The organism is Desulfosudis oleivorans Hxd3 (genome assembly GCF_000018405.1).
GTDB classification, from domain to species: domain Bacteria; phylum Desulfobacterota; class Desulfobacteria; order Desulfobacterales; family Desulfosudaceae; genus Desulfosudis; species Desulfosudis oleivorans.
Genome location: NC_009943.1, coordinates 2,287,453 through 2,312,192 on the forward strand (window position 1 = coordinate 2,287,453; position 24,740 = coordinate 2,312,192).

General features: G+C 58.2%; 23 protein-coding genes. 12 read left to right on the plus strand and 11 right to left on the minus strand.

Annotated elements, in window-relative coordinates; all coding sequences use genetic code 11:
* Positions 1–19: 19 nt before the first annotated feature.
* Positions 20–1,477 (minus strand): IMP dehydrogenase, encoded by a 1,458-nt coding sequence (gene guaB, locus DOLE_RS09695; RefSeq protein ID WP_012175302.1) that lies wholly within the window; start codon positions 1,475–1,477, stop codon positions 20–22.
* A gap of 331 nt (positions 1,478–1,808) precedes the next feature.
* Here guaB and DOLE_RS09700 point away from each other — a divergent pair, with 331 nt between their 5' ends.
* The 3 genes from DOLE_RS09700 (at position 1,809) to DOLE_RS09710 (ending at position 5,607) form a co-directional block, all read left to right on the plus strand.
* On the plus strand, positions 1,809–2,417 hold the full coding sequence (locus DOLE_RS09700; RefSeq protein ID WP_012175304.1) for an L-threonylcarbamoyladenylate synthase: 609 nt from the start codon (positions 1,809–1,811) through the stop codon (positions 2,415–2,417).
* A 24-nt stretch (positions 2,418–2,441) separates the two neighbouring features.
* Positions 2,442–4,052, plus strand: coding sequence for an acyl-CoA carboxylase subunit beta (locus tag DOLE_RS09705; protein ID WP_083766575.1), 1,611 nt, complete (start codon positions 2,442–2,444; stop codon positions 4,050–4,052).
* Between the two features lie 232 nt (positions 4,053–4,284).
* Entirely contained in the window at positions 4,285–5,607 is a 1,323-nt protein-coding gene (locus tag DOLE_RS09710) for a radical SAM protein (RefSeq protein ID WP_012175306.1), read from the plus strand.
* A 147-nt stretch (positions 5,608–5,754) separates the two neighbouring features.
* Here the strand turns inward: DOLE_RS09710 and DOLE_RS18510 are convergent, their stop codons facing one another.
* From DOLE_RS18510 to DOLE_RS09730, 4 genes are all read right to left on the minus strand, one after another.
* Positions 5,755–7,302 (minus strand): GNAT family N-acetyltransferase, encoded by a 1,548-nt coding sequence (locus DOLE_RS18510; protein ID WP_208596975.1) that lies wholly within the window; start codon positions 7,300–7,302, stop codon positions 5,755–5,757.
* A gap of 60 nt (positions 7,303–7,362) precedes the next feature.
* Positions 7,363–7,872, minus strand: coding sequence for a hypothetical protein (locus tag DOLE_RS09720; protein ID WP_012175308.1), 510 nt, complete (start codon positions 7,870–7,872; stop codon positions 7,363–7,365).
* Between the two features lie 2 nt (positions 7,873–7,874).
* Positions 7,875–9,239 carry a KamA family radical SAM protein gene (locus DOLE_RS09725; RefSeq protein ID WP_012175309.1) on the minus strand — a complete coding sequence of 455 codons (1,365 nt, stop codon included), beginning with the start codon at positions 9,237–9,239 and terminating at the stop codon, positions 7,875–7,877.
* A gap of 215 nt (positions 9,240–9,454) precedes the next feature.
* Positions 9,455–10,144 carry a hypothetical protein gene (locus tag DOLE_RS09730; protein ID WP_012175310.1) on the minus strand — a complete coding sequence of 230 codons (690 nt, stop codon included), beginning with the start codon at positions 10,142–10,144 and terminating at the stop codon, positions 9,455–9,457.
* Between the two features lie 367 nt (positions 10,145–10,511).
* On the opposite strand from DOLE_RS09730, the gene DOLE_RS09735 reads away from it, so the two are divergent.
* The 5 genes from DOLE_RS09735 (at position 10,512) to DOLE_RS18800 (ending at position 14,778) form a co-directional block, all read left to right on the plus strand.
* Complete coding sequence (locus DOLE_RS09735) at positions 10,512–12,608, plus strand: bifunctional aldolase/short-chain dehydrogenase (RefSeq protein ID WP_012175311.1); 2,097 nt, start codon at positions 10,512–10,514, stop codon at positions 12,606–12,608.
* 8 nt (positions 12,609–12,616) lie between these two features.
* Positions 12,617–13,000: a VOC family protein gene (locus tag DOLE_RS09740; RefSeq protein WP_012175312.1), complete on the plus strand. Its 384-nt coding sequence runs from the start codon at positions 12,617–12,619 to the stop codon at positions 12,998–13,000.
* 14 nt (positions 13,001–13,014) lie between these two features.
* Entirely contained in the window at positions 13,015–13,899 is an 885-nt protein-coding gene (gene lsrF, locus DOLE_RS09745; protein WP_012175313.1) for a 3-hydroxy-5-phosphonooxypentane-2,4-dione thiolase, read from the plus strand.
* A 400-nt stretch (positions 13,900–14,299) separates the two neighbouring features.
* Positions 14,300–14,485, plus strand: coding sequence for a hypothetical protein (locus DOLE_RS09750; protein WP_012175314.1), 186 nt, complete (start codon positions 14,300–14,302; stop codon positions 14,483–14,485).
* Complete coding sequence (locus tag DOLE_RS18800) at positions 14,485–14,778, plus strand: type II toxin-antitoxin system RelE/ParE family toxin (RefSeq protein ID WP_083766576.1); 294 nt, start codon at positions 14,485–14,487, stop codon at positions 14,776–14,778. Before DOLE_RS09750 ends, DOLE_RS18800 begins: the two co-directional genes overlap by 1 nt.
* A 649-nt stretch (positions 14,779–15,427) precedes the next feature.
* Here the strand turns inward: DOLE_RS18800 and DOLE_RS17395 are convergent.
* Both DOLE_RS17395 and DOLE_RS09760 read right to left on the minus strand, forming a co-directional pair.
* Positions 15,428–16,699 (minus strand): RHS repeat domain-containing protein, encoded by a 1,272-nt coding sequence (locus DOLE_RS17395; RefSeq protein WP_012175315.1) that lies wholly within the window; start codon positions 16,697–16,699, stop codon positions 15,428–15,430.
* 179 nt (positions 16,700–16,878) lie between these two features.
* Positions 16,879–18,648: an N-acyl-D-amino-acid deacylase family protein gene (locus DOLE_RS09760; RefSeq protein ID WP_012175316.1), complete on the minus strand. Its 1,770-nt coding sequence runs from the start codon at positions 18,646–18,648 to the stop codon at positions 16,879–16,881.
* 281 nt (positions 18,649–18,929) lie between these two features.
* Between DOLE_RS09760 and DOLE_RS17960 the strand changes: the two genes are divergently transcribed.
* The 4 genes from DOLE_RS17960 to DOLE_RS18515 all read left to right on the plus strand — a co-directional run bounded on the left by DOLE_RS17960 (position 18,930) and on the right by DOLE_RS18515 (position 21,000).
* Entirely contained in the window at positions 18,930–19,166 is a 237-nt protein-coding gene (locus tag DOLE_RS17960; RefSeq protein WP_012175317.1) for a type II toxin-antitoxin system Phd/YefM family antitoxin, read from the plus strand.
* Complete coding sequence (locus DOLE_RS17965) at positions 19,150–19,563, plus strand: type II toxin-antitoxin system VapC family toxin (protein WP_012175318.1); 414 nt, start codon at positions 19,150–19,152, stop codon at positions 19,561–19,563. Before DOLE_RS17960 ends, DOLE_RS17965 begins: the two co-directional genes overlap by 17 nt.
* 128 nt (positions 19,564–19,691) lie before the next feature.
* Positions 19,692–20,540, plus strand: coding sequence for a methyltransferase domain-containing protein (locus DOLE_RS17400; protein ID WP_012175319.1), 849 nt, complete (start codon positions 19,692–19,694; stop codon positions 20,538–20,540).
* A 154-nt stretch (positions 20,541–20,694) separates the two neighbouring features.
* Positions 20,695–21,000, plus strand: coding sequence for a hypothetical protein (locus DOLE_RS18515; RefSeq protein ID WP_012175320.1), 306 nt, complete (start codon positions 20,695–20,697; stop codon positions 20,998–21,000).
* Positions 21,001–21,038: 38 nt separating this feature from the next.
* On the opposite strand, the gene DOLE_RS09775 is transcribed toward DOLE_RS18515, so the two are convergent.
* The 4 genes from DOLE_RS09775 to icd all read right to left on the minus strand — a co-directional run bounded on the left by DOLE_RS09775 (position 21,039) and on the right by icd (position 24,576).
* Positions 21,039–21,578, minus strand: coding sequence for an NUDIX domain-containing protein (locus tag DOLE_RS09775; RefSeq protein WP_012175321.1), 540 nt, complete (start codon positions 21,576–21,578; stop codon positions 21,039–21,041).
* On the minus strand, positions 21,575–22,387 hold the full coding sequence (locus DOLE_RS09780) for a carbon-nitrogen family hydrolase (RefSeq protein ID WP_012175322.1): 813 nt from the start codon (positions 22,385–22,387) through the stop codon (positions 21,575–21,577). Before DOLE_RS09780 ends, DOLE_RS09775 begins: the two co-directional genes overlap by 4 nt.
* A 103-nt stretch (positions 22,388–22,490) precedes the next feature.
* Complete coding sequence (locus tag DOLE_RS09785; RefSeq protein ID WP_012175323.1) at positions 22,491–23,330, minus strand: ComF family protein; 840 nt, start codon at positions 23,328–23,330, stop codon at positions 22,491–22,493.
* Between the two features lie 4 nt (positions 23,331–23,334).
* Positions 23,335–24,576, minus strand: a complete 1,242-nt coding sequence (icd, locus tag DOLE_RS09790) for an isocitrate dehydrogenase (NADP(+)) (RefSeq protein ID WP_012175324.1) — start codon at positions 24,574–24,576, stop codon at positions 23,335–23,337.
* Positions 24,577–24,740: the final 164 nt, after the last annotated feature.

Genomic DNA, 24,740 nt, shown 5'->3' on the forward strand with positions numbered 1-24,740 from the left:
CTTTGCTCCCAAGTACGAATCAATCCACGCGGTAGTTGGGGGCTTCCTTGGTGATGATCACGTCATGCACATGGCTCTCCCGAAGGCCGGCGGCACTGATCTTCACAAACCGCCCCCGCTCGCGCAATTCGTCCACGTTCCGGCACCCCAGGTAGCCCATGCCGGCCTTGAGCCCGCCCACCAGCTGGGTGATGTTGCCGGACACGGTACCGCGGTAGGGAATCCGGCCCACAATGCCTTCGGGCACCAGCTGGCTGTCCTCCACCTCGTTGGTCTGGTAGTAACGGTCCTTGCTGCCCTGTTTCATGGCCTCCACCGATCCCATGCCGCGATAGACCTTGTAGCTTCTGCCCTGGAAGAGGATGGTTTCGCCGGGACTCTCTTCGGTGCCGGCCAGAAGCCCGCCCAACATCACGGTGTGAGCACCGGCGGCCAGGGCCTTGGTGATATCGCCGGAGTACTTGATGCCGCCGTCGGCGATCAGGGGAACACCGGTTTTGTTGGACACCGACCGGCAGTTGAGAATGGCGGTGAGCTGGGGCATGCCCACACCGGCAACGATTCGGGTGGTGCAGATGGAGCCCGGGCCCACACCGATCTTGACCCCGTCCACACCGGCCTCGATCAGGGCTTCAGCCCCCTTGGCCGTGCACACGTTGCCGGCGATCACCTGAATCGGCTTAAAGGTCTGCTTGAGGGTCTTGACCGTGTCGATCACGTTCTGAGAATGGCCGTGGGACGTATCGATAACAATCACATCAGCCCCGGCCTTGAGCAGGGCCTCGGCCCGCTCCATGGCCTCCTTGCCCACGCCGATGGCGGCCCCCACCCGAAGCCGGCCCAGCTCGTCCTTGCAGGAATTGGGATATTTCTTGAGCTTTTCAATGTCCTTCATGGTGATCATACCGGCCAGGCGGCCCTTTTTATCCACCACCAGCAGTTTTTCGATCTTATGGCGGTGCAGCAACTCCTTGGATTCCTCCAGGGTGATGCCCTCGGGAACCGTGATCAGCTTGCTGGTCATCACTTCCGAGACCTTTCTGTCCAGGTCGCCTTCAAACCGCAGGTCCCGGTTGGTGACAATACCCACCAGCTTGTCACCCTGGACCACGGGCACGCCGGAGATGTTGTACTCCTTCATCAGGCTGAGCACCGCGCTGATGGGCTCGTTGGGACCGGTGGTCACCGGGTCCACGATCATGCCGCTTTCTGATTTTTTGACCTTGCCCACTTCGATGGCCTGGGCCTCTATGCTCATGTTGCGGTGAATAAAGCCAAGGCCCCCTGCTCTGGCCATGCTGATGGCGGTGGCCGATTCGGTGACCGTGTCCATGGCGGCGCTGACAATGGGAATATTCACCGACAGTTCAACGGTCAGACGCGTGGTGGTGTTCACGTCATCGGGCAACACATCGGAATAGTTTGGAATCAATAATACATCGTCAAACGAATAGGTTTCCTCCGGGGTGATCTTCATACGCTACAGGCCTCCCAACCATGCCTTTAGAAATTACAAATATCTGTTATTGAAGGATAAACGAACAGCAGAAAAAGACTGCGCCATTCTTTTGAAAATAAGAGTTCCAATAGCACAAAAGCAGGGTGCCGTACAATCTTTTATTTTTGATGACAGTACGGTAAAAAACGTGTATCTGCGTTTTTCTCCTCCGTAAACCGCTTTCTGGACGATTTTTTTAGGACTGCAACGGCCGAGGACGGTTTTACTGTTTTTCCGGTAAACTCTTGATTTGACAATACGCACCAATAAGGGTAAATGTTTTTTTAAACTCAAAATCCTGAGGTGTGCCATGCTGTTGAAAATCAATCCCCAGAACCCACAGGAGCGGCTGATTGCCAAGGTGGTGGACAGCCTTCGCCAGGGAGGTATTGTCGCTTTTCCCACCGACACTTTTTACGCCATCGGCTGCGACATCATGCAGAAAAAAAGCGTGGAAAAGATTTACCAGATCAAGCAGCGCCACAAAAGCAAGCCTTTCAGCTTTATCTGCTGCGATCTCAAGGACATCAGTGAATACGCCAAGGTCACGGATTATGCCTACCGCACCATGAAGCGGCTTTTGCCCGGGCCGTATACCTTTATTCTGGAGGGGTCCCGTCCCCTGCCCAAGACCATGGTGTCCAAGCGCAAAACCGCCGGTATCCGCGTGCCGGACAACGCCATCTGCATGGCCATTGTCCGTGCCCTGGGCAACCCGGTCATCTCCACTACGGCCAAGCTGCCGGACAAGGGGGTGTTTACCGACCCGGAGCTGATTCACGACCACTTCGGCAAGCTGCTCGATATCGTGGTCGACGGCGGACCGGTGCCGTGCCAGCCTTCCAGCATTCTCTCCTTTGTTGATGAAGAGCCTGAAATCATTAGAAGAGGTCTGGGACCGCTGGATATTTTCGAATAACCTCCCTACAGAGACTATCGCCAAATGAACAGCGAAGAAGAAAAAAACGGGACAGGTTCGGAGAAGACCGCTTCCGTGCGTCCTGAACTGGCCGAGATGAGAGAGCGCCATGGTTTCCTGCTGGACGAAAACCGGCCGGATGCGGTGGCCCGTCGTCAACAGAAGAACCAGCAGACCGCCCGGGCCAATGTCACCGCGCTTTGCGATACCGACAGTTTCATTGAATACGGCGGCCTGGCCGTGGCGGCCCAGCGCGGCAGGCGGTCGGCGGAAGACCTGATCGCCAAGACCCCGGCCGACGGCCTGATCGCCGGCATCGGCACGGTCAACAACGACCTGATCGGCGAGGAAAAATCCCGCTGTATGGTCATGGCCTATGACTACACCGTGCTGGCCGGCACCCAGGGATATTTCAACCACAAAAAAATGGACCGCATGCTCAAGCTGGCCCATGAGCAGCGCCTGCCCCTGGTCCTGTTTGCCGAAGGCGGGGGGGGACGGCCGGGGGATGTGGACGCCATCGGCGTGATGACCGCCGGCCTGGACCTCTCCACGTTTGCCGCGTTTGCCGGTTTAAGCGGCCGGGTGCCGCTGGTCGGTGTGGTGTCCGGTCCCTGTTTTGCGGGCAACGCGGCCCTGCTGGGTTGCTGCGATGTGATTATCGCCACGAAAAATTCCAATATCGGCATGGGCGGCCCGGTGATGATCGAGGGCGGCGGCCTGGGTGTGTTCAAGCCCGAAGAGATCGGCCCCATCGACGTGCAGACGAAAAACGGCGTGGTGGATATTGAAGTGGCCGATGACGCGGCCGCGGTAAACACTGCCCGGCAATACCTCTCCTATTTTCAGGGGAGAGCGCCCCAGTGGGAAGCCGATGACCAGGACCTGCTGCGCGACCTGATTCCGGAAAACAAAAAGCAGCCCTATGACGTGCGCGCGGTCATTCAAGCCATGGCCGACAGGAATTCATTTCTGGAGCTGCGCCCGAAGTTCGGACCGGGCATGGTCACGGGCTTTGTCCGCGTGGAAGGCCGGCCATTCGGCGTGATCGCCAATAACTGCATGCACATGGCCGGCGCCATTGAGGCGGAAGGCGCGGACAAGGCGGCCCGCATGATGCAGCTCTGCCAGGCCCACGGCCTGCCCGTTCTGTCATTGTGCGACACCCCCGGCTTCATGGTGGGCCCGGAAATGGAAAAACGGGCCCAGGTGCGCCACGTGTGCCGAATGTTTGTGGTGGGCTCCCACCTCACCGTGCCCTACTTCACGGTGGTGCTGCGCCGGGGATACGGCCTGGGCGTCATGGCCATGGCCAAAGGCGGGTTTCACGAGTCCTTTTTCACGGCTGCCTGGCCCACCGGCGAGTTCGGCGCCATGGGCATTGAGGGCGCCATCAAAGCCGGGTTTAAAAAGGAACTGGCCGCCATTGAAGACCCCGGGGCCCGGGACCAGTTTTACAACCAGATGGTAAATGAGCTCTACCAGCGGGGCAAGGCCATTAACATCGCCTCCTACCTGGAGCTGGATGCCGTCATCGACCCGGCCGACACCCGCCAGTGGATCATGCGCGGCATTAAATCCGCACCACCCTCAAAACCTGATACCCCCGGCCACGCCTTTGTCGATCCCTGGTAATCAGTTGTTGAAGCAAAGGGCACGGGGGGAAGTATATCTATTTCTTTTTCTCCAAACCTGCTGACCATACTTCTGGCATTCCGGCACAAACAGATAAAGGTTTTAACGGGTTTGCAGGTGGCTGGTGTTTCGTGAAAAGACAGCAGCAGAAAACCCCGTTGCATCATCTGACCTGCATTGATTAAGATGGCGCACATGATTTGAATGCGGCACGGTTTGAAAGGACTTTGGAGTGGAGAAAAAGCGGCGAAAACGGGCGGCCGGCTCCGGCAAACGGCACACGGCCCCCCGGCTGGTGGTCAGCGACGGTCACGGCCGGGTGTTTGAGATTCCGGAGCTGGAGATGGCGGGCCGGCAGCGCGAAATTTTAAAACGGCCCGCAAAACCGGAGTTGATCCCCCTGCCCCACGGCAGCAGCCTGTTTGAGCTGCCCGGCCGGGTGCCGGTGGGATATGATCCCGCGCAAAAACGCTTTGTGCCGGTGACCCATTATCAGGGGGAGCCGGTGATCGCTGTGGCGGCCTTTATGGCACCGGCCTACTCCCAGCTTTTGCTGTCCGCCTGCCAGGTGAAAGACCCAAAGGCCCGGCTGCCCCTGTTTGCCTATACCGCCGTGGGCTGGAACGCCGACCGGTTTGTTGTTGCCGCCTGCCGGGTGGATGCCGACATCCGCCAGGACCTTGACCAGATGGATGAACGGACGATCGAGGCCGGCGCCGTCAAAACCCTGAAACGTTATCCGGGCAACCGGCTGGTGGAGCACCTGGTCCAGAACTGCGTGCGCCGCTACCACTGCCCGGCGGCCCAGAATTTTGTCCAGGACCGGTGGGAGTGCCCGGTGCCCACCAGCATCTCCTGCAACGCCCGGTGCCTGGGCTGCATCTCCTGGCAGCCAAAAACCAGCGGCGTGCCCGTAACCCAGGACCGGCTCGCGTTTGTGCCCACGCCGGAAGAGATTGTGGAATTCACGGTTCCGCATCTTGACAATGCCCCCCGGCCGGTCATCAGCTTCGGCCAGGGATGCGAGGGAGAGCCCCTGCTTCAGGGAGACGTGATCGAGGCGGCCATCTTGAAAATCCGGAACCGCACATCCGCCGGCACCATCAACCTCAACTCCAACGCCAGCCTTCCCCGGGTGGTGGAACGGCTCTGTGCCGCCGGGCTGGACAGCATTCGGGTCAGCCTGAGCAGCGCGCAGAAGGCCCTTTACCTTGCCTACTACTCGCCGCGCGGCTACGCATTTGAAGATGTTTTGGAATCCATGAACGTGATGCGGCGCCACGGCAGGTGGATATCCCTCAACTACTTTATCTTTCCCGGCCTGACCGATGATCCGGAAGAGACGGCGGCCCTGATTGACCTGGTCCGGCGGTTCCGCGTGGACTACATCCAGATGCGGAACCTCAACATCGATCCGGACTGGTACATGGAGAAGATGGGACTTGCCGGTTTGTCCTCCCGGCCCATGGGCCTTCTTGCGTGGCAGAAAAAAGTAAAACAGGCGGCGCCGTGGGTGAGGTTCGGGTACTTTAATCCGCCGAAGCAAGCCTGGTAAAATCAGGGGATCGAAAACGCCGTGGGGGCAGCGACGAAGCCGTTTCATGTCATTGCGAGGAGCGTCAGCGACGAAGCAATCTCAATCTCCGGGGGGATTCAAGTGCGCTTAAGATTGCTTCGCTGCGCTCGCAATGACCCAGGGAGGTCAGGCGGCCGGGGTCAGCTTTTTTTCAAAAACAACCTTGCCGTCTTCCGGGCCGTAGAATTCCGGCAGCCCGGCCACCCGGACATACCCGCACCGCTCGTAGAAACGCCGGGTGGGCGCATACTGGGGCCGGTCTGAAGTGTCCGCGTAAACCTGCGTGCCGCCGGCCCGGGCGATGAGCCGCTCGGCCTCGGCCATCAGGACCCGTCCCAGGCCGTTCTTCTGGAAATCCGGGTGCACGGCAATCCAGTAAAGATCATAGCTGGACCGGGTGCAGGGAACCGGGCCGAAACAGGCATACCCCAGCAGCCGGCCGTTTTCATCTTCGCGAAACACAAACGCGTAGCCGCTGGCCGGCCCCCTGGCCAGGCGTTCTCCCACCAGTTCCACGGCTATTTCAATCTCCTCAGGGGAGAAGAACCCGGTGGCTGACGCAAGCAGGCGCACCTCGGCCGGGTCGTCGTCGGTCACTTCGTACCGGAACCCCTGGCTGTCGCGTTCCGGCGGCGGGGCTGTTCCAGCAGGCGTTGCTGTTGCGGGCCTGGCCGGCGTGGCCCGGACAATGGCGTCAATGGCCTGGACATAAGAGATGCCGGCCTGTTCCATGGCCGCGGCAAACCCGGCATCCGGCGAGAGGCAGGGGTTGGCGTTGACCTCCAGCACCCAGGGGTTGCCGCAGTCATCCACGCGAAAGTCCACCCGGGCATATCCTTTTAAATGGAACAGGTCCCAGCAGTGACGGGCAATGGAAGTCACCCCCTCCAGCAGGGGGCCGTCCGAATCAGGAAATTCAAAGCTCCGGACCGTGTTGAGACACTCAAAGGAGCCGGGCTCCCATTTTGCCCGGTAACAGACAATGGCGGGCTTCTCTCCTTCATAATTCTCAAACCGGATTTCAGCCACCGGCAGCACCCGGGGCTTGCCCGCCTCTTCTATCAGGGCCACATTGAACTCCCGGCCGGGAATGTAGTGCTCGGCAAAACAGTCCCCGCCCAGGGCCGGGGATCGCTGTTTCAGCGTGTTCAGGATATCGCCCAGGGTATCCGGGCAGACCACGGCATTCTCGTCCAGGCCGAAGGAGGCGTGTTCCCACACCGACTTGATGATCCAGGACTGGTTGGGCAGGCGCTCCGCGGGGTTGACACGGGTCCGCTGAATCCGAAGCAGCGAGGCCGGACCGATCCAGGAGGGAGTGGCCACGCCCCACTGGCTCATGTGGTCCTTGGCCGCCGTCTTGTTGGAGGTGCGGTAGATCACATAGGCCGATGATCCGGTATAGGGAATGCCCATGGCTTCCAGCAGAATGGGCGCGAGATGGATCAGCCGGCCCTGGCCGTTTAAGGACTCCACCAGGTTAAAGACAAGGTCCGGGCAGAGGGAAACCAGGTCCCGGCGCAACGCCTCCAGGTCCAGGTCGCAGGCCAGGGGAACGGGTTCGTAGCCCAGGTCTGACAGGGCGCCGGACACGGCCTCGACCTGGGACAGCACATCCAGGGCGTCCGGTGCCTTCTGATCGGTGACACTGTTGTAGAGGACAAGAATGCGCATACCGGTTATTAAAGCACAAACCGCCGAATTGGCCAAGCATTTCCATCACCCTGGATGGGTTCAGGCCGTCACTGCCGCGTCCGCCTGTTCAATGAGCAGTTCCTCATAGAGGGCCTGGTGCCAGCGCAGAATATCGGGTGTGGCTATTTGCAGGCACTGGCCCAGGGTCCGGTCCGGGGGCACCAGGTGGACGGGGCACCCGGCGGCAAATGCCTGGTGAAGGCCCACGGCATCATAATCGTAGGGATAAAGCCGGCAGACCAGGGGCCGGATATGCATGGGCAGGGCGCAGCCGTCAGCCTTCAGAAACAGGCAGTCGGCCCCGTTCTTTTTCAGCACCCGGCGGGTGCCGTCGACCCGGAAGACAACGGCCTGCCACACCGGGTCGTTGCTGTTGTCCAGGTAATCCGGATCGGCCGGGGGCCGGAATTCATAAAAGTCGTCACGGCCCTGGTAAGCAGCGATCCGCTCCAGGTCGCCCTTTGTAATATAGATGTCCCGAAGGCCGCCCTGGCAACAGGTCGGTCCCGCGGATGCGCACAGCCGGCACAGCACAATTCCTTCGCTCATTTTCAGATATACCCTTCAACTCCGTTATCCGAACCGCACCCCCCGTCCGGACAGCCCACCGGGTTGGGATAGGTAAACAGCCGGTTCTCATAGTTTTCCAGCACCACTCCGGCGTCGCTGGACGATACCACGTAGTTGGGCAGCAGCGGAATCTTGCCGCCGCCGCCGGGGGCGTCGATCACGTAGGTGGGAACGGCATACCCCGACGTGTGGCCCCGCAGCCCCCGAATGATCTCCAGTCCCCTGGCCACCGACGTCCGGAAATGGCCTGACCCGGCCACCGGGTCGCACTGGTACAGGTAATAAGGTTTGACCCGCATGCGCATCATCTGGTGCATCAGGGCCTTCATGGTGGCCACGTCGTCGTTGATGCCCTTGAGCAGCACGGTCTGGGAGCCCAGGGGGATACCGGCGTCGGCCAGCATGGCGCAGGCGTCATAGGCCTCGGGCGTACACTCCTCCGGGTGGGTGAAGTGAAGGCTCATCCATAGCGGGTGATACTTGCGCAGCACGCGCACCAGTTCCGGTGTAACGCGCTGGGGCAGCACCGCCGGCACCTTGGTGCCGATGCGAATGATCTCCACGTGGGGGATTTCCCGGATCCTGCCCAGGATCCAGTCCAGCTTGGCGTCGCTGAGGGTCAGCGGATCCCCGCCGGAAAGCAGCACGTCCCGGATGGTGGGCGTGTTCCGAATGTAGTCGATGGCCTTTTCCAGCCGGGACCGGGACGGGTATATTTTCCCCCGGCCCACCAGGCGGGAGCGGGTGCAGTAACGGCAGTAGGTGGAACAGAAGCCGGATACCAGCAGCAGCACACGGTCCGGATAGCGGTGCACCAGGCCGGGCATCTGGGTATGGCCCTCTTCACCCAGGGGGTCATTTTCCTCCCCGGGCAGCTTGAAAAACTCATGGACCGTGGGCACCACCGTCCGGCGCAACGGATGGCCGGGCGCGCTGCCGTGCAGCAGGCTCATGTAGTAGGGGGTAACACCCAGGGGCAGCTTGGTCTTCAGCTCGGCAAACACCCCCATCTCTTCAAGGGAAAGGTCCAGAAACCGGGAAAGCGCGGTGGGGGTACAGATACGATTCTGAAGCTGCCAGTGCCAGCTGTTCCACCGGGCATCCGGCAGGCCGGGATAAAACCGGTGTCGAAAATCCTGGGTTTTTGAGTTACACAGGGACGGTAAAACGGCCTGGCAGGAGGCCTCGGCCGAAAGGGCCGAAACATGGAAAGAGGAATGCGTGGAAAGGCAGGTCAGCGACGGACTGGGAGGTTCGTCGTCCTGCCGCGGGTCAGGAGGTTCGTCGTCGGTTTCGTGCTCCTGCACGAAAGAGCGGATTGTCTGGCTGTCCATGGGTAAGTACATTGATTTTCCCCCTTTGCATCAAGTTGATTATGATGACTTACTTGGGGACAATTATGGACCTGAAAAAAAGAAAGTAAAGATATTTTTTTACTTTTTCAAAAAAATTTTAGCGATGGGGGGTTGGCTTTTTTCTTTTAATTTTCAAATGCCTATGGAGGGTTGAAAAATATGATTTTACTACCTTACCTCCCCGCCGTCAGGCGCAAAATGACTTATCAGAACCGGTTTAAGTCATCAAGGATCGGTGCCAGCCGTTCTTTGTCCTCCGGCCCGGCCAGAAGCGCGACCGTCAAGGTGTTGGCGGGGAAGTTTTCACGTAAATCCTTTGTGACAAGGGATTTACAGGCATCCCTGGCATGCCGGGGGCGCAGGCAGAGCAGCAGGTCCGTCAGGTTGCCGGAGACGCCGGCCCGGTCAATGTGCTCGATATACTGGTGCATCACCGTTCCCACGGTCACGGTAAAAGAAGAGACCGCAGCCGAACCGGCGGCATCGCAGGCGGTCTGAGACACCATGCACCGGCAGGCAAAGGGCCGAACCTCGTAAACCGGGCAGGACCCGTCCGCCATCAGCAGCGGGCAGGGCCCCCATGCCGGGTCAGGCGTTTCTTCTTCCGGCGGTTCCACCCCGTCGGCATAATACCGGGCGGTCTGGTTGAAGGTTGATTGGGGGCAAAACCGCCGGGACTCACTGGCCGCCACAACCCTGTCCCACAGCCGGTCCCCCCGGGGCAGCGCGTCCAGTTGATCGGCAATGGCGCAGGCCTCCAGGGAGGTCAGGGTCACGTTGATGGTGCAGCAGGTGGCGCACCCCTTTTTGCAGGCCAGGTCAAGGGTCCGGACATACCGGTCGTAGACCTCGCGAATGTGGGCATAGGCGGCCCGCTGTTTTTCATACATGTTCATTTTTCAGCCTGAAAGTAGGTATTTAACCGTCATTGCGAGCGCAGCGAAGCAATCCTGGGCTCATCCGTGTCATTGCGAGCGCAGCGAAGCAATCCTGGGCTCATCCGTGTCATTGCGAGCGCAGCGAAGCAATCCTGTTCAGATGCGAATAAGATTGCGTCGTCACTGACGCTCCTCGCAATGACGCTGTACGCGGCCGGGTCATTTTTTGCCATCATCAGTCACGGGCCGGTCTGGTGTCAACACAAATTCCACGGAAATCCGTGCGCCATATCAGGTCTTGACAGGTATCGGCCTTTTTTAGCATACTGGCACATTGCACGGCGGCACGGAGACCCAGCGGGCCGCTTTTCCCTGAAACCAGCCGATGAAAGACGGTAATATGCCGACCCAGTACGACAAAAAAGCGGTTCATGCCATTTTAAAGGCCCGGCCTGAATTGTCTCCAGACCTGGCCGCCTGCATTCATGTCTCCCGCCTGCTGGGCGGCGACCCGGCCATGGTGCTCCACGGCGGCGGCAACACCTCGGTCAAGCTGGTGGAAAAAGACCTTTTCGGCAAGGAGCTGCGGGTTCTTTGTATAAAAGGCAGCGGCGTGGACATGGCCCATATTGAGCCGGAGGGGTTTGCCGCCATGGACCTGGCGGCCCTTGAGCCAATACAGGGCATCAGGGCCTTAAGTGACGAAGAGATGGAAAACCAGCTCTCCCGTCACCGGCTGAATGTCAGGGCCCCTGCCCCTTCGGTGGAAACCTTTCTGCACGCCTTTCTGCCCCACCGGTTTGTCAATCACACCCATGCCGATGCCGTGCTCGGCCTGACCAACCGCAGGCAGGCAAAAACCGTGGTCCGCCAGGTCCTCGGCCCGGACGTCTGCGTGGTGGCCTATGAGAAGTCAGGCCTGCCCCTGGCCCGGCACGTGGCCGCGGCATGGGAAAAGCAGCCGGCTGCCGACACCGTGGTGGTGCTGAATCACGGCATCTTCACCTTTTCCGATGACGCGAAAACCGCCTGCAACCGAATGTTGGAACATGTCCGCAAGGCCGAAGCATGGCTGGCGGCCCATCAGCCAACGGCCGTGCCCGAGACCATGGCGGCCCCGCCGGGCGCCGTTTGCGCCCGCGTGGTCCAGGTGATCCGCGGTGCCTGCGCCCATGTGGACAGGCAGGGGAAACCCACCCGGCTTCTGGCCGATCTTCGCACCGATACCGACCTGGTGGCCATCTCCCTGGACAGGTCGGCCCAAAAAATCTGCGCTTCCGGCGTGCTGACACCGGACCATGCCATTCGAACCAAAAACCGGATCGCCTACCTGCCGTCAATTCCCGACAGCGACGAGGTTTTAAAGGCCCTGGTCGACAAAACCGTGGCCGCCTATGCCAAAGAGTACCGCCGCTACGTGGCGGCCCATGCCGACAAAGCGGAATGTCCTGAAACAGACCCCCTGCCCCGGGTGTTTCTGGTGGCCGGCCTGGGCCTGGTGGGGCTGGGCGTTACCCGAAAGGCGGCGACCGTGGCCGCGGACATCGCGGCCCACACCATCCGGATCAAGCACCGGTGCGGCATGGACGCCTACCGGGCCATTGCACCACAACACGTATTTGACATGGAGTTCTGGCCCTTTCAGTTAAAGAAAGTGGCGCAACACCCGGCCCTTCCCCTTGAGGGCCAGGTGGCCCTGGTCACCGGCGCGGCCGGGGCCATCGGGTTCGGCGTGGCCGACCGGCTTTTGGCTGCCGGCGCCGTGGTGGTGGCCGCTGACCTGGACGAAACCGGCCTTGCCAATGTGTGCGACCTGCTTTCAGAACGTCACGGCAAAGACCGCGTGGAGAGCGTCTCCTTTGACGTCACCGACTACGACCAGACCGAACGGGCCTTTATGAAGGCCTGCCTGAAGATGGGGGGTATCGATATCGTGGTGCCCAACGCGGGCATCGCCCATGTGGCCACCATTGAGGATCTTGCTCCCGCCGCCTTCAACCGGGTGGTGTCCGTCAACCTTACCGGCACGTTCAACACCATCAAGGCCTCGGTCCCGATTTTCAAACGCCAGGGCACCGGCGGCAACATCATCGTGATCAGCACCAAGAACGTGTTTGATCCGGGCGCCGCTTTCGGGGCCTACAGCTCGGCCAAGGCCGGGGCCCACCAGATCGCCAAGATCGCGGCCATCGAGCTGGCACCCCTGGGGGTCCGCACCAACATGGTCAACCCGGACGCGGTGTTCGGCGACGCGGCCGTGCCCTCCAAGCTGTGGGAGCTGATCGGGCCGGACCGGATGAAGGCCCGGGGCCTGGACCCGGAAGGATTAAAAGAATACTACCGCCAGCGCAACCTGCTCAAGGCAACAGTCACCGCTGAACACGTGGGCAACGTGGTGGTCTTTTTTGCCAGCGAGCTCTCCCCCACCACCGGCGCCAGCTTTCCGGTGGACGGGGGCAACGCCGCGGCATTCCCGAGATAGGAACCCGAATGAATCTGCACCACATCGGCATTGCCTGCCGGTCGTCATCCGCCGGCGACCGTTTCTACCGGGACCTGCTGGGTCTTGAAAAAAAGCGGGAGAGAACCGTGCCGGGAGAGATGATCAAAAAAATTTTCGACATCGACCAGGATGCCTTGATCATCGAATACGGCAATGAAACAATGCTTCTGGAGGTGTTTGTTATTCCGGAACTTGAGGAAGATCACCCGGTTTCCCATTTATGCCTGGAGGTGAACAACCGGGTCGCGTTTATGGAAAAATGCGCGGCCATGGGGTTTGGCGCACGGCAAATCCCGAAAACTGACGGCACCGCCATTGTCTTTGTCAAAGACGATGACGGCAATCAATACGAAATCAAAGAACAACCGTAACAAAGGAGCAGACCATGCCAGACGTGGACGATCTCAAGGAAGGCAAGCAGTACCACACCGAAACCCCCCAGACAACGGAAGGCTTTTTCCTCAAGGGGTCCAACTCCCTGGACTGGGGAATGAAAAACCGGCTGGCCCGTATCTTTAATCCCAAAACCGGGCGAACCGTGATGCTGGCCATTGACCACGGCTATTTCCAGGGGCCCACCACCGGCCTGGAGCGCATCGACATCAACATCATGCCCCTGGTGCCCTATGCCGACACCCTGATGCTCACACGGGGCATTCTTCGCAGCATCGTTCCCCCGTCCTTTACCACCCCCATCGTGCTGCGGGCCTCGGGCGGCACCAGCATTCTCAAGGAGCTGTCCAACGAAGAGATCGCCGTGGACATCGAAGACTCCATTCGGCTCAATGTCTGCGCCATGGCCGTCCAGGTCTTTATCGGCGGAGAGTATGAACGCCAGTCCATCATCAACATGACCCGCCTGGTGGACATGGGCAACCGGTACGGCATTCCCACCCTGGCGGTGACTGCGGTGGGCAAGGACATGGCACGGGACGCCCGCTATTTCCGGCTGGCCACCCGTATCTGCGCCGAACTGGGGGCCCAGTACATCAAGTCCTATTATATCGATGAGGGCTTTGAAACAGTCACCGCCTCCTGCCCGGTGCCCATCGTGATGGCCGGCGGCAAGAAGCTTCCGGAACTCGACGCCCTGACCATGGCCTACAACGCGGTGCAGCAGGGCGCCGCCGGCGTGGACATGGGCCGGAACATCTTTCAGTCAGAAGCCCCGGTGGCCATGATCCAGGCGGTCAAAGCCGTGGTGCATGACAACGAGACCCCGCAAAAGGCCTTTGACCTTTACACCACCCTGAAAAACGAAGGCCGGTAACCCGGCAACCCCGCAAGTCCATTTTGCCCCGGCCCTGCCTGCAAAAAGGCATGGCCGGGGCTCTCCCCTCCTCCAAATCGAAATCGGGATCGGGATCGAACTCCATCCGTGCGGCAAGTCCTTCTCCCCGGGAGCGCCGCACCCCAGTGCGGCAAAACCAATACGGTTCCCGGGAGCGCCGCACCCCAGTGCGGCAAAACCTGTTAAACCGTATCTTTTGGCCAGCAAATCAAAAATATAGTAGTCCACCAGCAGCGGAATCACCCGTGTCACCATCCTGGCGGCAATGGAGGCCGGTCACGTGCCGTTGAGGTTTATCCTGATTTTTTCTCCTGTCTGTGAAATTCTTTGACATATTTACCCCGATTCAGGATAATTGAAACATATATAGAGGTGTATTATGCAGACAGACAACATAAAACAGAAAGCCCACCGTCTACTGGACCAACTGCCGGACCAGGCCACTTGGGATGACCTGATGTACCAGATTTATGTAAGACAAGCCATTGAAGCGGGTATACAAGACAGTGATGAAGGCAGAACAGTGGATGTCAAAGAAGTACGTCAGCGATTTGGCCTGGCATAATGAAAGTCCACTGGACCGAAAATGCCATCGGCCATCTTGTAAACATCTATGAGTACATTGGCGCCAACTCCCCTACCTATGCCAAACAGACCGTCGATAAAATCACCAGACGTTCTATCCAGATAGCCGATCACCCTCACTCAGGCCGAAAGGTTCCGGAATCCAAATCGGGATCGGGATCGAACTCCATCCATGCGACAAAAGCCAATGCTGGTTCCCGGGGACGCCGCACCCCAGCGCGGCTAGTCCTTCTCCCCGGGAGCGCCGCACCCCAGTGCGGCAACACCTCTTGAATCGCGCCGAGTCGCAAGCAGCCTATCCGTATCTCTTGGCCAGCGAATCAAAAATATAGTAGCCCACCAGCAGCGGAATCACCCGTGTCACCATACTGGCGGCAATGGAGGCCGGTCACGTGCCGTTAAGGCAGAAAAGCGTGTAAAAAATCCCGCCGACACAGATAAAGGCCAGCCCCTTGAGAAGATAGTATATGAGTCTGTTCTTATCCATGCGCTACGCTCCCGGCAGGGTGCCGCCCTGAGTTCTCCCAAAAGGGGCTTCAAAAAAACCGTCCCCCACTCACAAAACCTTGCTAATCTTGGCTATTCAGTATCGTGGTTTCGGAAATTCTTCCTCTTATTACCCAACAACAGTAAAGTATTTATGAGAATAAGCGAAAGAAGCGCTCCCCCAAATATATCTATCAGTAAGGCCATAGCTACTCCATCAATAAAAAACATTATCAATGGACTGTAGATAAGCAACCAAAACACAAAAGCAATTATTAACGCAGTATAATAATATTTTGTTGAGATTTCGACTTGACAATGTGGGCATAAAAATTCTTTGCGAATCTTGCTTAGTGATATTTTCTTATTACATCTATGGCAATTCATATGTTATTCCCCTATACATCTTCATCCCTTTTAAAAATAATTTAGTATATTAGGCATAAGAAAAAGAATAGTCTCCCGGTGGAAAGTCTGAGCAATCATCTGGTGCCCCTGAACAAGTTGCATAGCATATACCAAATGAAACTACCCTGCATACAACCCCAACACCAATTCCAACTAATGGCCCGGAGACTATGCCTGATCCAATACCTAAAACAGTACAAGTATAGCCTAATGCCACATTACAAGCTATCTGGCATTTAGTCTTTTTTGAAAACAATCCGTAAGGATCAGTATTATTACTCACATTGTTATCTGCATAAATATATTGATTAATCCCACCCCGAAGTCCGATTGGATCATCTTTCAAGAACCGTCCTAGCTCAGGAGCATAATAACGATGCAGGTTATAATGCAGCCCACTCTCCCCATCAAAGTATTGGCCCGGGAACCTGAGGTTATTCTCAACCGTCTCGATCTCAACAGTCGCATCCCCAAAGCTCTCGTACTTAGCACTCCAAACCACCGCCCCGTTACTGGCCGTCAGCTTCTGAGGGGTACCGAGGTGGTCATTGTGGTAGAAGTAATAATTCCCACTAACCTTCATGAACAGCGGATCGGTGCCCCAGGTGCCGCCGGGCTGCCAGCCGTAGGACTTGACCACGGTTCCGGAGGCATTGATTTCCGCGACGAGGCCCTCATCACTGTAATGGAAGTACGTCCGTGTTCCCCCGACCCCCTTCCACAGCCTGCGGCCAAACGGGTCATAATAGTACGTGGCTGTCAAAGAACCGGAACCGGGCAGGCCGCTCCAGACCTGGGTCAGCCGGTCTTCCGTGTTGTATACATAACTGGTGACAACGCCGCCCACTGTCTTTTTAATGGTATTGCCGTTGGCGTCGTACTCGTATGTGGATCCCCCGGTCACTCCAACGGATGACAACAATTCGTTGTTGTCATTGTATGTCCAGTCTCCTGCCGCCTGGGCCGAGGTCAGGCGGTTGCCCACGCTGTCATAGGTAAAGGCCTCGTCGGCCAGGCCCGCGGCCGGGTTGTCAACCGTAGCCAGCCGGTGCAGATCGTCATATCCATACCCATAATCCCCGTGCTCGGTCTGCTTGGCCGTGATGTTGTCCATGGCGTCATGGGCGTAGGTGTAATTTAACAGGGCATTGCCGCCCGGGTCAAGAGAGGTGATCTCTTTTACCCGCATCAGGGGATCGTATTCAAACTCACGGGTGGCCCCGCCTGGCAGGGTAATGGCAGCCGGCCGGTTCCATGTGTAGTCGCTGATGGTGACAAAGCCCAGGTTGGGGATCAGCACCCCGGCCAGGCGGTTGCTGTCATACAGGTAACCGTGCTCTCTCCCCCATCCAAATCGAAATCGAAATCGCTATCGGAATCGGGATCGAACTCCATCCATGCGGCAAGTCCTTCTCTCCGGGAGCGCCGCACCCCAGTGCGGCAACACCTCTTAAACCCATGACTTTTAAATCCCCGACACTATGCGGTCGGCGCCGGCTGGCTGTTTTTCCTTAACATCATTCCGGAAAGCGTCTGGCGTATCCGGGTACCGTTTTCAACCACCTGGCAGCCGTTAATAAAGACCATGTCCAGCCCTTCGGCCGCATGCCGGGGATCGGCAAAACTCGCCCGCGTGCGGAAGTTCTCCGCGTCAATAACCAGCAGGTCGGCGTAGTTCCCTTCTTTCACCACGCCCCGGTACCGAATGCCGAAATGTTCGGCCGGAATGGACGTGCATTTGGCAACGGCGGTGGGCAGGTCGAGCAGGTTCAACTGGTAGACATAACGGTTGATGAATTTCGGGTAACAGCCGTAAAACAGGTATGACGGCCGGCCCATGCCCAGCAGAATGGTGTCGGTGGAGATCATGGTGTCCGGGTCCTTGAGACCCGGGAAGGTGTACCGTTCCGTGAAAAGGTCATCCGGGTCGCTCATGGTTTCAAAGGCCAGGACCTGCCCGTCCTCTTCCAGCAGCAGGTCACACATGACATCAAACGGATGTTTGCCCTGCTCGGCGGCAATTTCCGTAAACCGCCGCCCTTCCAGCGGCTTGTTCTTTTCGCTGTTGACGGCCATGACAATCAGCGCGTCCCAGCCCATCTGACGGATAAGGTTCAGTGACCAGGTATTCTTTCCCCGGTGGGGCCAGATGGGCCGGCCCTGCTCGATGTCCTTTCTTATTTCCTGCCGGGTGTCCCTGTTCCGCAGGCGTTCCAGCACCGCCTGCCGGTCGCCGCTCAGCGCCCAGGGCGGGAAAAAGGCCAGCAGATGCGTAAACCCGGTAGTGGTCGGCATCATGTCCATGCCCATGCCGATACCGGCCTGCCGGACGGTTTTCACCTTTTTTAAAATACGGTTCATCTCGGCGTCCAGCAGCGCGTCGGGTATCCATTGAACGGCTGCCCTGTCACGCCGGGCCAGCCACTTGATCACCTTCAGCGCCAGGGGATGAAACACCGGGCCGGTCCAGGGCACCGAAAAAATGTGGGATATCTGGCCCCGGATGTTGTTGTCACCGGCCACCCGGGCAACCTCATCAATGGCCTTGTTCAGGCAGTTGCTGGTATAGGATCGCAGGTGACTGGTAAAAACAGCGTCATAGGCGGACAACGGTTTGGAGACCAGGGAGAGTTCCCGGGTGTCCGAATGCAGTCCCGGCGCGTACTGCAGGCCGGTTGACAGGCCAAAGGCCCCGGCTTCCAGGCTTTCTTCCAGCAGTTTCCGCATAAAGGCGATTGCTTTATCGTCGGCCGGTTTATCGGACAACCCCAGGGCGGAGATGCGCATGACCCCATGGGGGGCGAGCTGGGCGGAATTTAACAGCACGCCCGTCTTATCCATATGGTCCATATAGGACCCCATTGTGTCCCACTGAACATCCCGCTCAAAATCCATTTGCGTGAACACTTCCAGGTAGGTTTTAATCCCCTCCCGGTTTGCTTCTGTTATCGGGGCCAACGCCATGCCGCAATTGCCGCCGACAAAGGTGGTGATGCCCTGTTCCACCAGGGGGGTCAGCATGACGTCATGGTCGCTTCTGAAAAAGGCCAGGTCAGCGTGGGAATGAACGTCAATAAATCCCGGGCACACCACCCGGCCGCTCACGTCCTTGCGCCGGCCGGCCTCACAGCCGCTCAGGTCACCGATGGCGGCGATGGCGCTTCCCTGAATGCCGACATCGGCCGGGTAGGGTTTTTCACCGGAGCCGTCCACAACAAGCGCGTTTTCCAGAACAGTGTCCAGCCTCATCTCTTTACCCCCAATCATTTTGTGGTTTACCAATGCCGCGTCATCACTATGCTTTCAGAAACACATGGTATGTCAATCGATGAGGCCGGGTCAAGACGGTGTAATCGTCCTTAAATTACGGCTCGGGATGCATTTTCCCGCGGCGGATCGTTTTGTGAAATCAAGTTTCAAGGGTCTTTGCTGAAAAGAATGCTTCCGGTGGAACATAACCAGGCCATAAAACGCTTGACAATATGTACATTATTATGCACACTAATGTACATAAATCAAAGGGGTGACAGATGAAAACAGTAACATTCACTGAATTTCGTAAACATGCGTCTATGCTTTTTTCTGCAGTTGAAGACGGAGAAACTATAACCGTTTTGCGCCATGGGAAACCTGTTGCTGAAATATCTCCCCCCTCTCAACCTGACGGACTACCTTCATGGAAAAAACCCGGTTTGAGACTCTCCATAAAAGGAACAGAATTGTCGTCAGCTATTTTAGAGGAGCGTGAACGTGAAAACGTTCTTTGATTCTTCAGCATTTGCGAAAAGATATATTGAGGAAAAAGGAAGTCAACTTGTTGACGACATTTGTTATAAAGCGACAGAGATATGCCTCAGTGTTATCTGTGTCCCTGAGATAATATCCGCTCTGAATCGTCGACTTCGGGAAAAATGTCTTTCTCACCAGGATTACATTACTATTAAACAGCACTTATCAGGTGATGTTCGGGATGCTGTAATAATTAATCTGACACCAGAAGTAATAAGAATGTCGACTGAACTTCTTGAATCCTCACCGCTTCGGGCAATGGATGCCATTCACGTAGCGTGTGCTTTAGCTTGGAAAGCTGAGTTGTTTGTATCATCAGACAACCGACAGCTTTCGGCGGCGAAGAAGGCCGGATTGAAGATAAAACCTGTTTAGAATGGCCAACAATTCACCGCACCAGACCGCTTACAGCGTCTGGTGGGTGAAGGTGTTAAGCCGCGGATAAAGCCGTTTACCATAATATTTTTCAGTCTTAAACACCGATAAACAGGAAGACCGCACCATTGAACATCCTTCTTGAAAAGGCCCTGGATTTTTTGTCCTGCCCTGCCTGCTCGGCCAATGCGGAGGCATCCCTCTCTTTTGTCCGCGCCCCGGCCCCGGCCCTTCAGTGCACCGGGTGCCGGGCCAGTTATCCGGTTGTCAACGGCGTGCTCGACTTTCTGCCGGACTATCATGAGCATCGGCAGCAGGGCCTGGCCCAGTGGCTCATGGAAAACAGGGCAGTTGTTTCGGTATATGAAACGTATTTCAGGCCGGCCTTTACACGGATGGGGTCCCCCATTACCTATGAAGAGGAGATGGTATGGCTGAAAAGCGTTCAAACCGGGCGGCCGGTTAAAACCGTGCTGGACCTGGCCTGCGGCACCGGCAAATACGCAAGGATGCTGAACGATTTTTACGCGCCGGACCTTGTTTTTGCCGCAGACATCTCCCTGCCCATGCTTGAACAGGCCGTTACTTACGCAAACGCCGCGGGCATTAAAAACATCCTTCACATTCGGGCCGACGCCGGTGCCCTGCCCTTTAGGAACAACTCGATTGACCGGGCAAACTGTTTCGGGGCGCTGCACCTGTTTCCGGACGCGCCGCGCACCATTCGGGAGCTTGGCCGAACGGTTTCTAAAGACGCGGTTTTTACCTGCCTGACCAGCAGAAAGGTTCGGCTTCTGTCCCCTGTGCAGAAAATATTTTCCCTGCTGATGACCTTTCAGTTCTTTGACGAGGACAAGCTCCAGCAGGCCTTAATCGAAGCGGGGTTCGGAAAGATGGATGGCGTGGTTCACAGGCAGATGGTGCTGATGTTTGGGGCCGTAAAAAAACAGGCCGGACAGCGGCATGGACGACCGTGAATCAACCCGGTGCCGTGCAGTCAATTGTTGTCTCTGCATGGAAGAATTGATATAGTCGGTCGCAGCCTGTATATTTCATGAATTGATGAGGAAGCAAAGAAAGTGCTTGAGGTGGGGCTTTTGTGCGTCACCCGGAGAAAAACAAGGAGGCGGTATGATAATGCTCGGCAGGAAATGGATCACACTGGTGGTTGTTCTGGCCATGATCATGGTGCCCCTCGGTGCCAGTAGTGCTGAATTGATGGAAACCGAGGACCTCCAGATCAATGCGGGCAGCATGGTCGTCGACGCCCTGGTGGCCCGGCCCGTGGGCATGGTAATGACCGTGGCCGGCCTGGGCATGTTTATCGTTTCCTCCCCTTTTTCCGCGCTGGGGGGCAATTTCTGCCAGGCATGGAACACCCTCGTGATCTATCCGGGCAAGTTCACCTTTGCGCGGCCATTGGGGGATTTTGAGTAAAACGGTGTCCCCTGCCCTGCGGCACACCGGCTTTTTTCTTACCGTCCGGAAAGACGGCGTTTTGCGAAAAACAGGGCCGCAATGGTCTTGGCATCCACAATCTCACCGTTTCCAGCCATCTTCATCGCCTCATCAAACGGTTTTGCATGAACATGGAGTACCTCGTCTTTGTCCAGGTTCTGCCGCTCAAGGGTCAGGCCGGATGCCAGGAAGATGTGAATCCGTTCATCAGAATACCCCGGTGACGGAGCGATAACGCCCAGGTTTTCGAAATGACCGCCCCGGTAGCCGGTCTCCTCGACCAGCTCCCGCTGTGCGCAGGCCAGGGGATCGGCATCGGCACCGTCCAGGGTGCCGGCCGGCACCTCCCACACAAACCCGCCCATGGCGTGCCGGTACTGGCGAATCAGCACCACGGTGCCGGCATCCAGCATGGGCACAATGGCCGCGGCCCCGGGGTGGCGAAGGATATGCACGTGGGTGTCCACCCCGTTTTCAAGGGTGATCTCTTCGGTTTCCAGCTTAAACACCCCGGCTTTAAAAACAGTCTGCCGGTTTCTGACAACCACCTGTTTCATGATTTTCCCTTTGGCCCGGTTTGATAGCTTTCCGGCGCCCGCTCCTGAAGACACGGTATGTGCTTTCTGAAATTTTCCATCACGGCCCGGTCCAGGTTCGCCAGAATAACCTGCGGCGCGTCCGCCCGAGCAAGGGCCAGCACCTCTCCTGTCGGAGAGACCACCTGGGAGCCGCCGCCATAGGCCAGGGATGGATCATGGCCGCACCGGTTGGCCCCCACCACAAACAACTGGTTTTCAATGGCCCTGGCTTTCAGCAACGCGTTCCAGTGGTCAATCCGGGCTTCTGGCCACTGGGCCGGTACGATGACGCACGCGGCGCCGTCTAAGGCCAGGACCCGGCACAGTTCGGGAAACCGAAGATCGTAACAGATCATCAGGCCCAGTTTTCCCGCGGCGGTATCGCACACGGCCCAGGCCTTGCCTTTTGCAAAAAAGCGCTCTTCACCGCCAGCGGAAAAAAGATGGATTTTCCGGTACCGGCCGGCTTCCCGGCCGTCCCTGTCCATCACCACCAGGGTGTTGCAGATGCCGTCAGGCCCGGCCTCCGGCACGGAACCGGCGATCACCATGCTATGTTCCGCGGCCTGAGCCGAAACAATCTCCAGAATCCGGGGGGTTTGGGCGGCATGGGCCGCCAGGTGGCGGTTGTCAAACCCGCAGGGCCACAGTTCCGGCAGCACGGCAAGGTCGGCCCCTTGCGCGGCCAGGCCGGCAATGCCGTCAAGCGCGCTTTTCAGGTTGACCTCAATATCGCCGAGGCGGGTGTCAAACTGCACCACCCCGGCCCGTATGGTTTTTGGAGTCATCTGTCGCTCCTGTTTTTTCGATTTCGATCCCGATAGCGATTTGGATAAACAAACGAATTCGGCTCTGCCATGTTTAAAGCCGTTTTGAACAATGATGGTCGGGCTAACTGTTTACCCGGGCCAGGGTCAGGACATCCACCTGTTTTGCGCCCCCGGCCAGCAAAACCCGGGCGCATTCGTTGACCGTGGCGCCGGTGGTAAATACGTCATCCACCACCAGCACCCGTTTGCCGGCCACGGCCGATGGGTCGGTCAGGGCAAAGGCCCCCTTTACATTCAACATCCGTTCCTTTCTGGAAAGCTCGGTCTGGGACCGGGTTTTAACGGTCCGCACCAGAAGGTCCCGCTTGATCTTCTCCCCGGGGAACACCGTTCCCACGGCAGTTGCCTGCCTGTGCCACTTCCGGATCATGAGAAAGGACTGGTTGAACCCCCGTTTTCTGAGTTTCCCCCGGTGCAGGGGCACCGGCGTCACCAGGTCCACCTGCTCCGGATCATACCACCGCAAAAAAGACAGGAACAGCAGCATGCCCAGGGGACCGGCCAGGCCGGTGCGGCCGGCGTATTTGAACTTGTGGACCGCGGCCATCAGGGATGCCTCGTAGGCGCCCACGGCGCGGGCGCGGCCGAACCGCCTGGGAAAATCCGCGCAGGCCCCGCACACGTGGTCCTCGGCATCCCGGCTGACAAACATGTTGCCGCAGACCGGGCAAAAGGGCGGCGTGATCGGCGTAAAGGCCTTGACGCAGACATCGCACAGCACCGGCCCCATCACATGCGAAAAAGGATTTTCGGTGTCGTCAATAAAACCGGGCGGCGGCGTTTCTGAAAGGACGGCGCCGCTGGTTTCCCGGCAGACAGGGCCGCCGCAGGCGCAGCAGGCCGGCGGATAGACGGCATCCACAATCGACCGAAAAGCCGCGGCAAGAAACGGCGCTGTCATGGTGTCAGGCCTGTTGCCCCAGGGCCCGCAGCTTTTCGCAGACCCTTTCCGCGAACACGGAGCACTTGACCTCCCGGGCCCCTTCAATCTGGCGGGCCAGGTCATAGGTCACCTCGCCGTCGGCAATGGCCTGCTGAAGGGCCTTCCAGATCATGGCGCCGGCCTCGTCCCACCCCATGTGTTCCAGCATCATGGCGCCGGAAAGAATCAGGGAACCGGGATTGACCTTGTCCAGGCCCGCGTACTTGGGGGCCGTGCCGTGGGTGGCCTCGAACACCGCGCATTCATCGCCGATGTTGGCGCCCGGCGCCATGCCCAGCCCACCGGCCTGGGCCGCCAGCGCGTCGGAAATATAGTCACCGTTGAGGTTGGGGCAGGCAATCACCTGGTATTCGTCCGGCCGCAGCAGGATCTGCTGAAACAGCATGTCCGCGATCCGGTCCTTGATCATCACCCTGCCCCCGGGCGGTTTGCCGTCGTGCTTTTCGTAGACCTCGGCCTCGGTGATGGTCCGGTCGGCAAACAGCTCTCTGGCGGCCTTGTATCCCCAGGTGCAGAAGGCCCCTTCGGTAAACTTCATGATATTGCCCTTGTGCATCAGGGTCACCGAGGAGAGCCCCTTGGCTATGGCATAGGCAATGGCCCGGGCCACCAGCCGGCGGGTGTTGATTTCGCTCATGGGCTTGATGCCGATGCCCGAACCGGCGGCCACGGAAGCCCCCAGCTCGTTTTTCATGAACGCGATAAGCTTTTCCGCCTCGGCGCTGCCCGCCTCCCACTCGATGCCGGCGTAGACATCCTCGGTGTTTTCCCGGAACACCACCATGTTGACCTTTTCCGGCTGTTTCATGGGGCTGGGAATGGGATCAATGTAGCGCACCGGCCGCACGCAGGCGTAAAGGTCGAGCAGCTGGCGGATGGAGACGTTGAGGCTGCGGATTCCCTTGCCCACCGGCGTGGTCAGGGGGCCCTTGATGGCCACCACGTACTCCCGGATGGTGTCCAGCGTCTCTTCGGGCAGCCACTGGCCGGTCTTTTCATAGGCCTTTTCACCGGCAAGAACTTCCTGCCATGCGATTTTCCGGCTGCCGCCGTAGGCCGCGTCCACTGCCGCGTCCAGCACCATCTTCGCCGCCTTCCATATATCCGGTCCGGTGCCGTCCCCTTCGATAAAAGGAATAACGGGCATATCCGGGACATTCAACGATCCGTCGGGGTTCCGGGTGATCTTCTGCGTATTTGCCATTCTGTTTTTCTCCATTGTCTTGCGATTGGTATTTTTGTGTTCAACAACTGCATGAAGTGTCCGGGTATCTTACAAAACAGAGGAATGAATGGCAAACAAAAACCGGGAGACCGGCCGACATCAGGTTCTGCATATTCAATCGCTATCGAAATCGGGATCGGGAT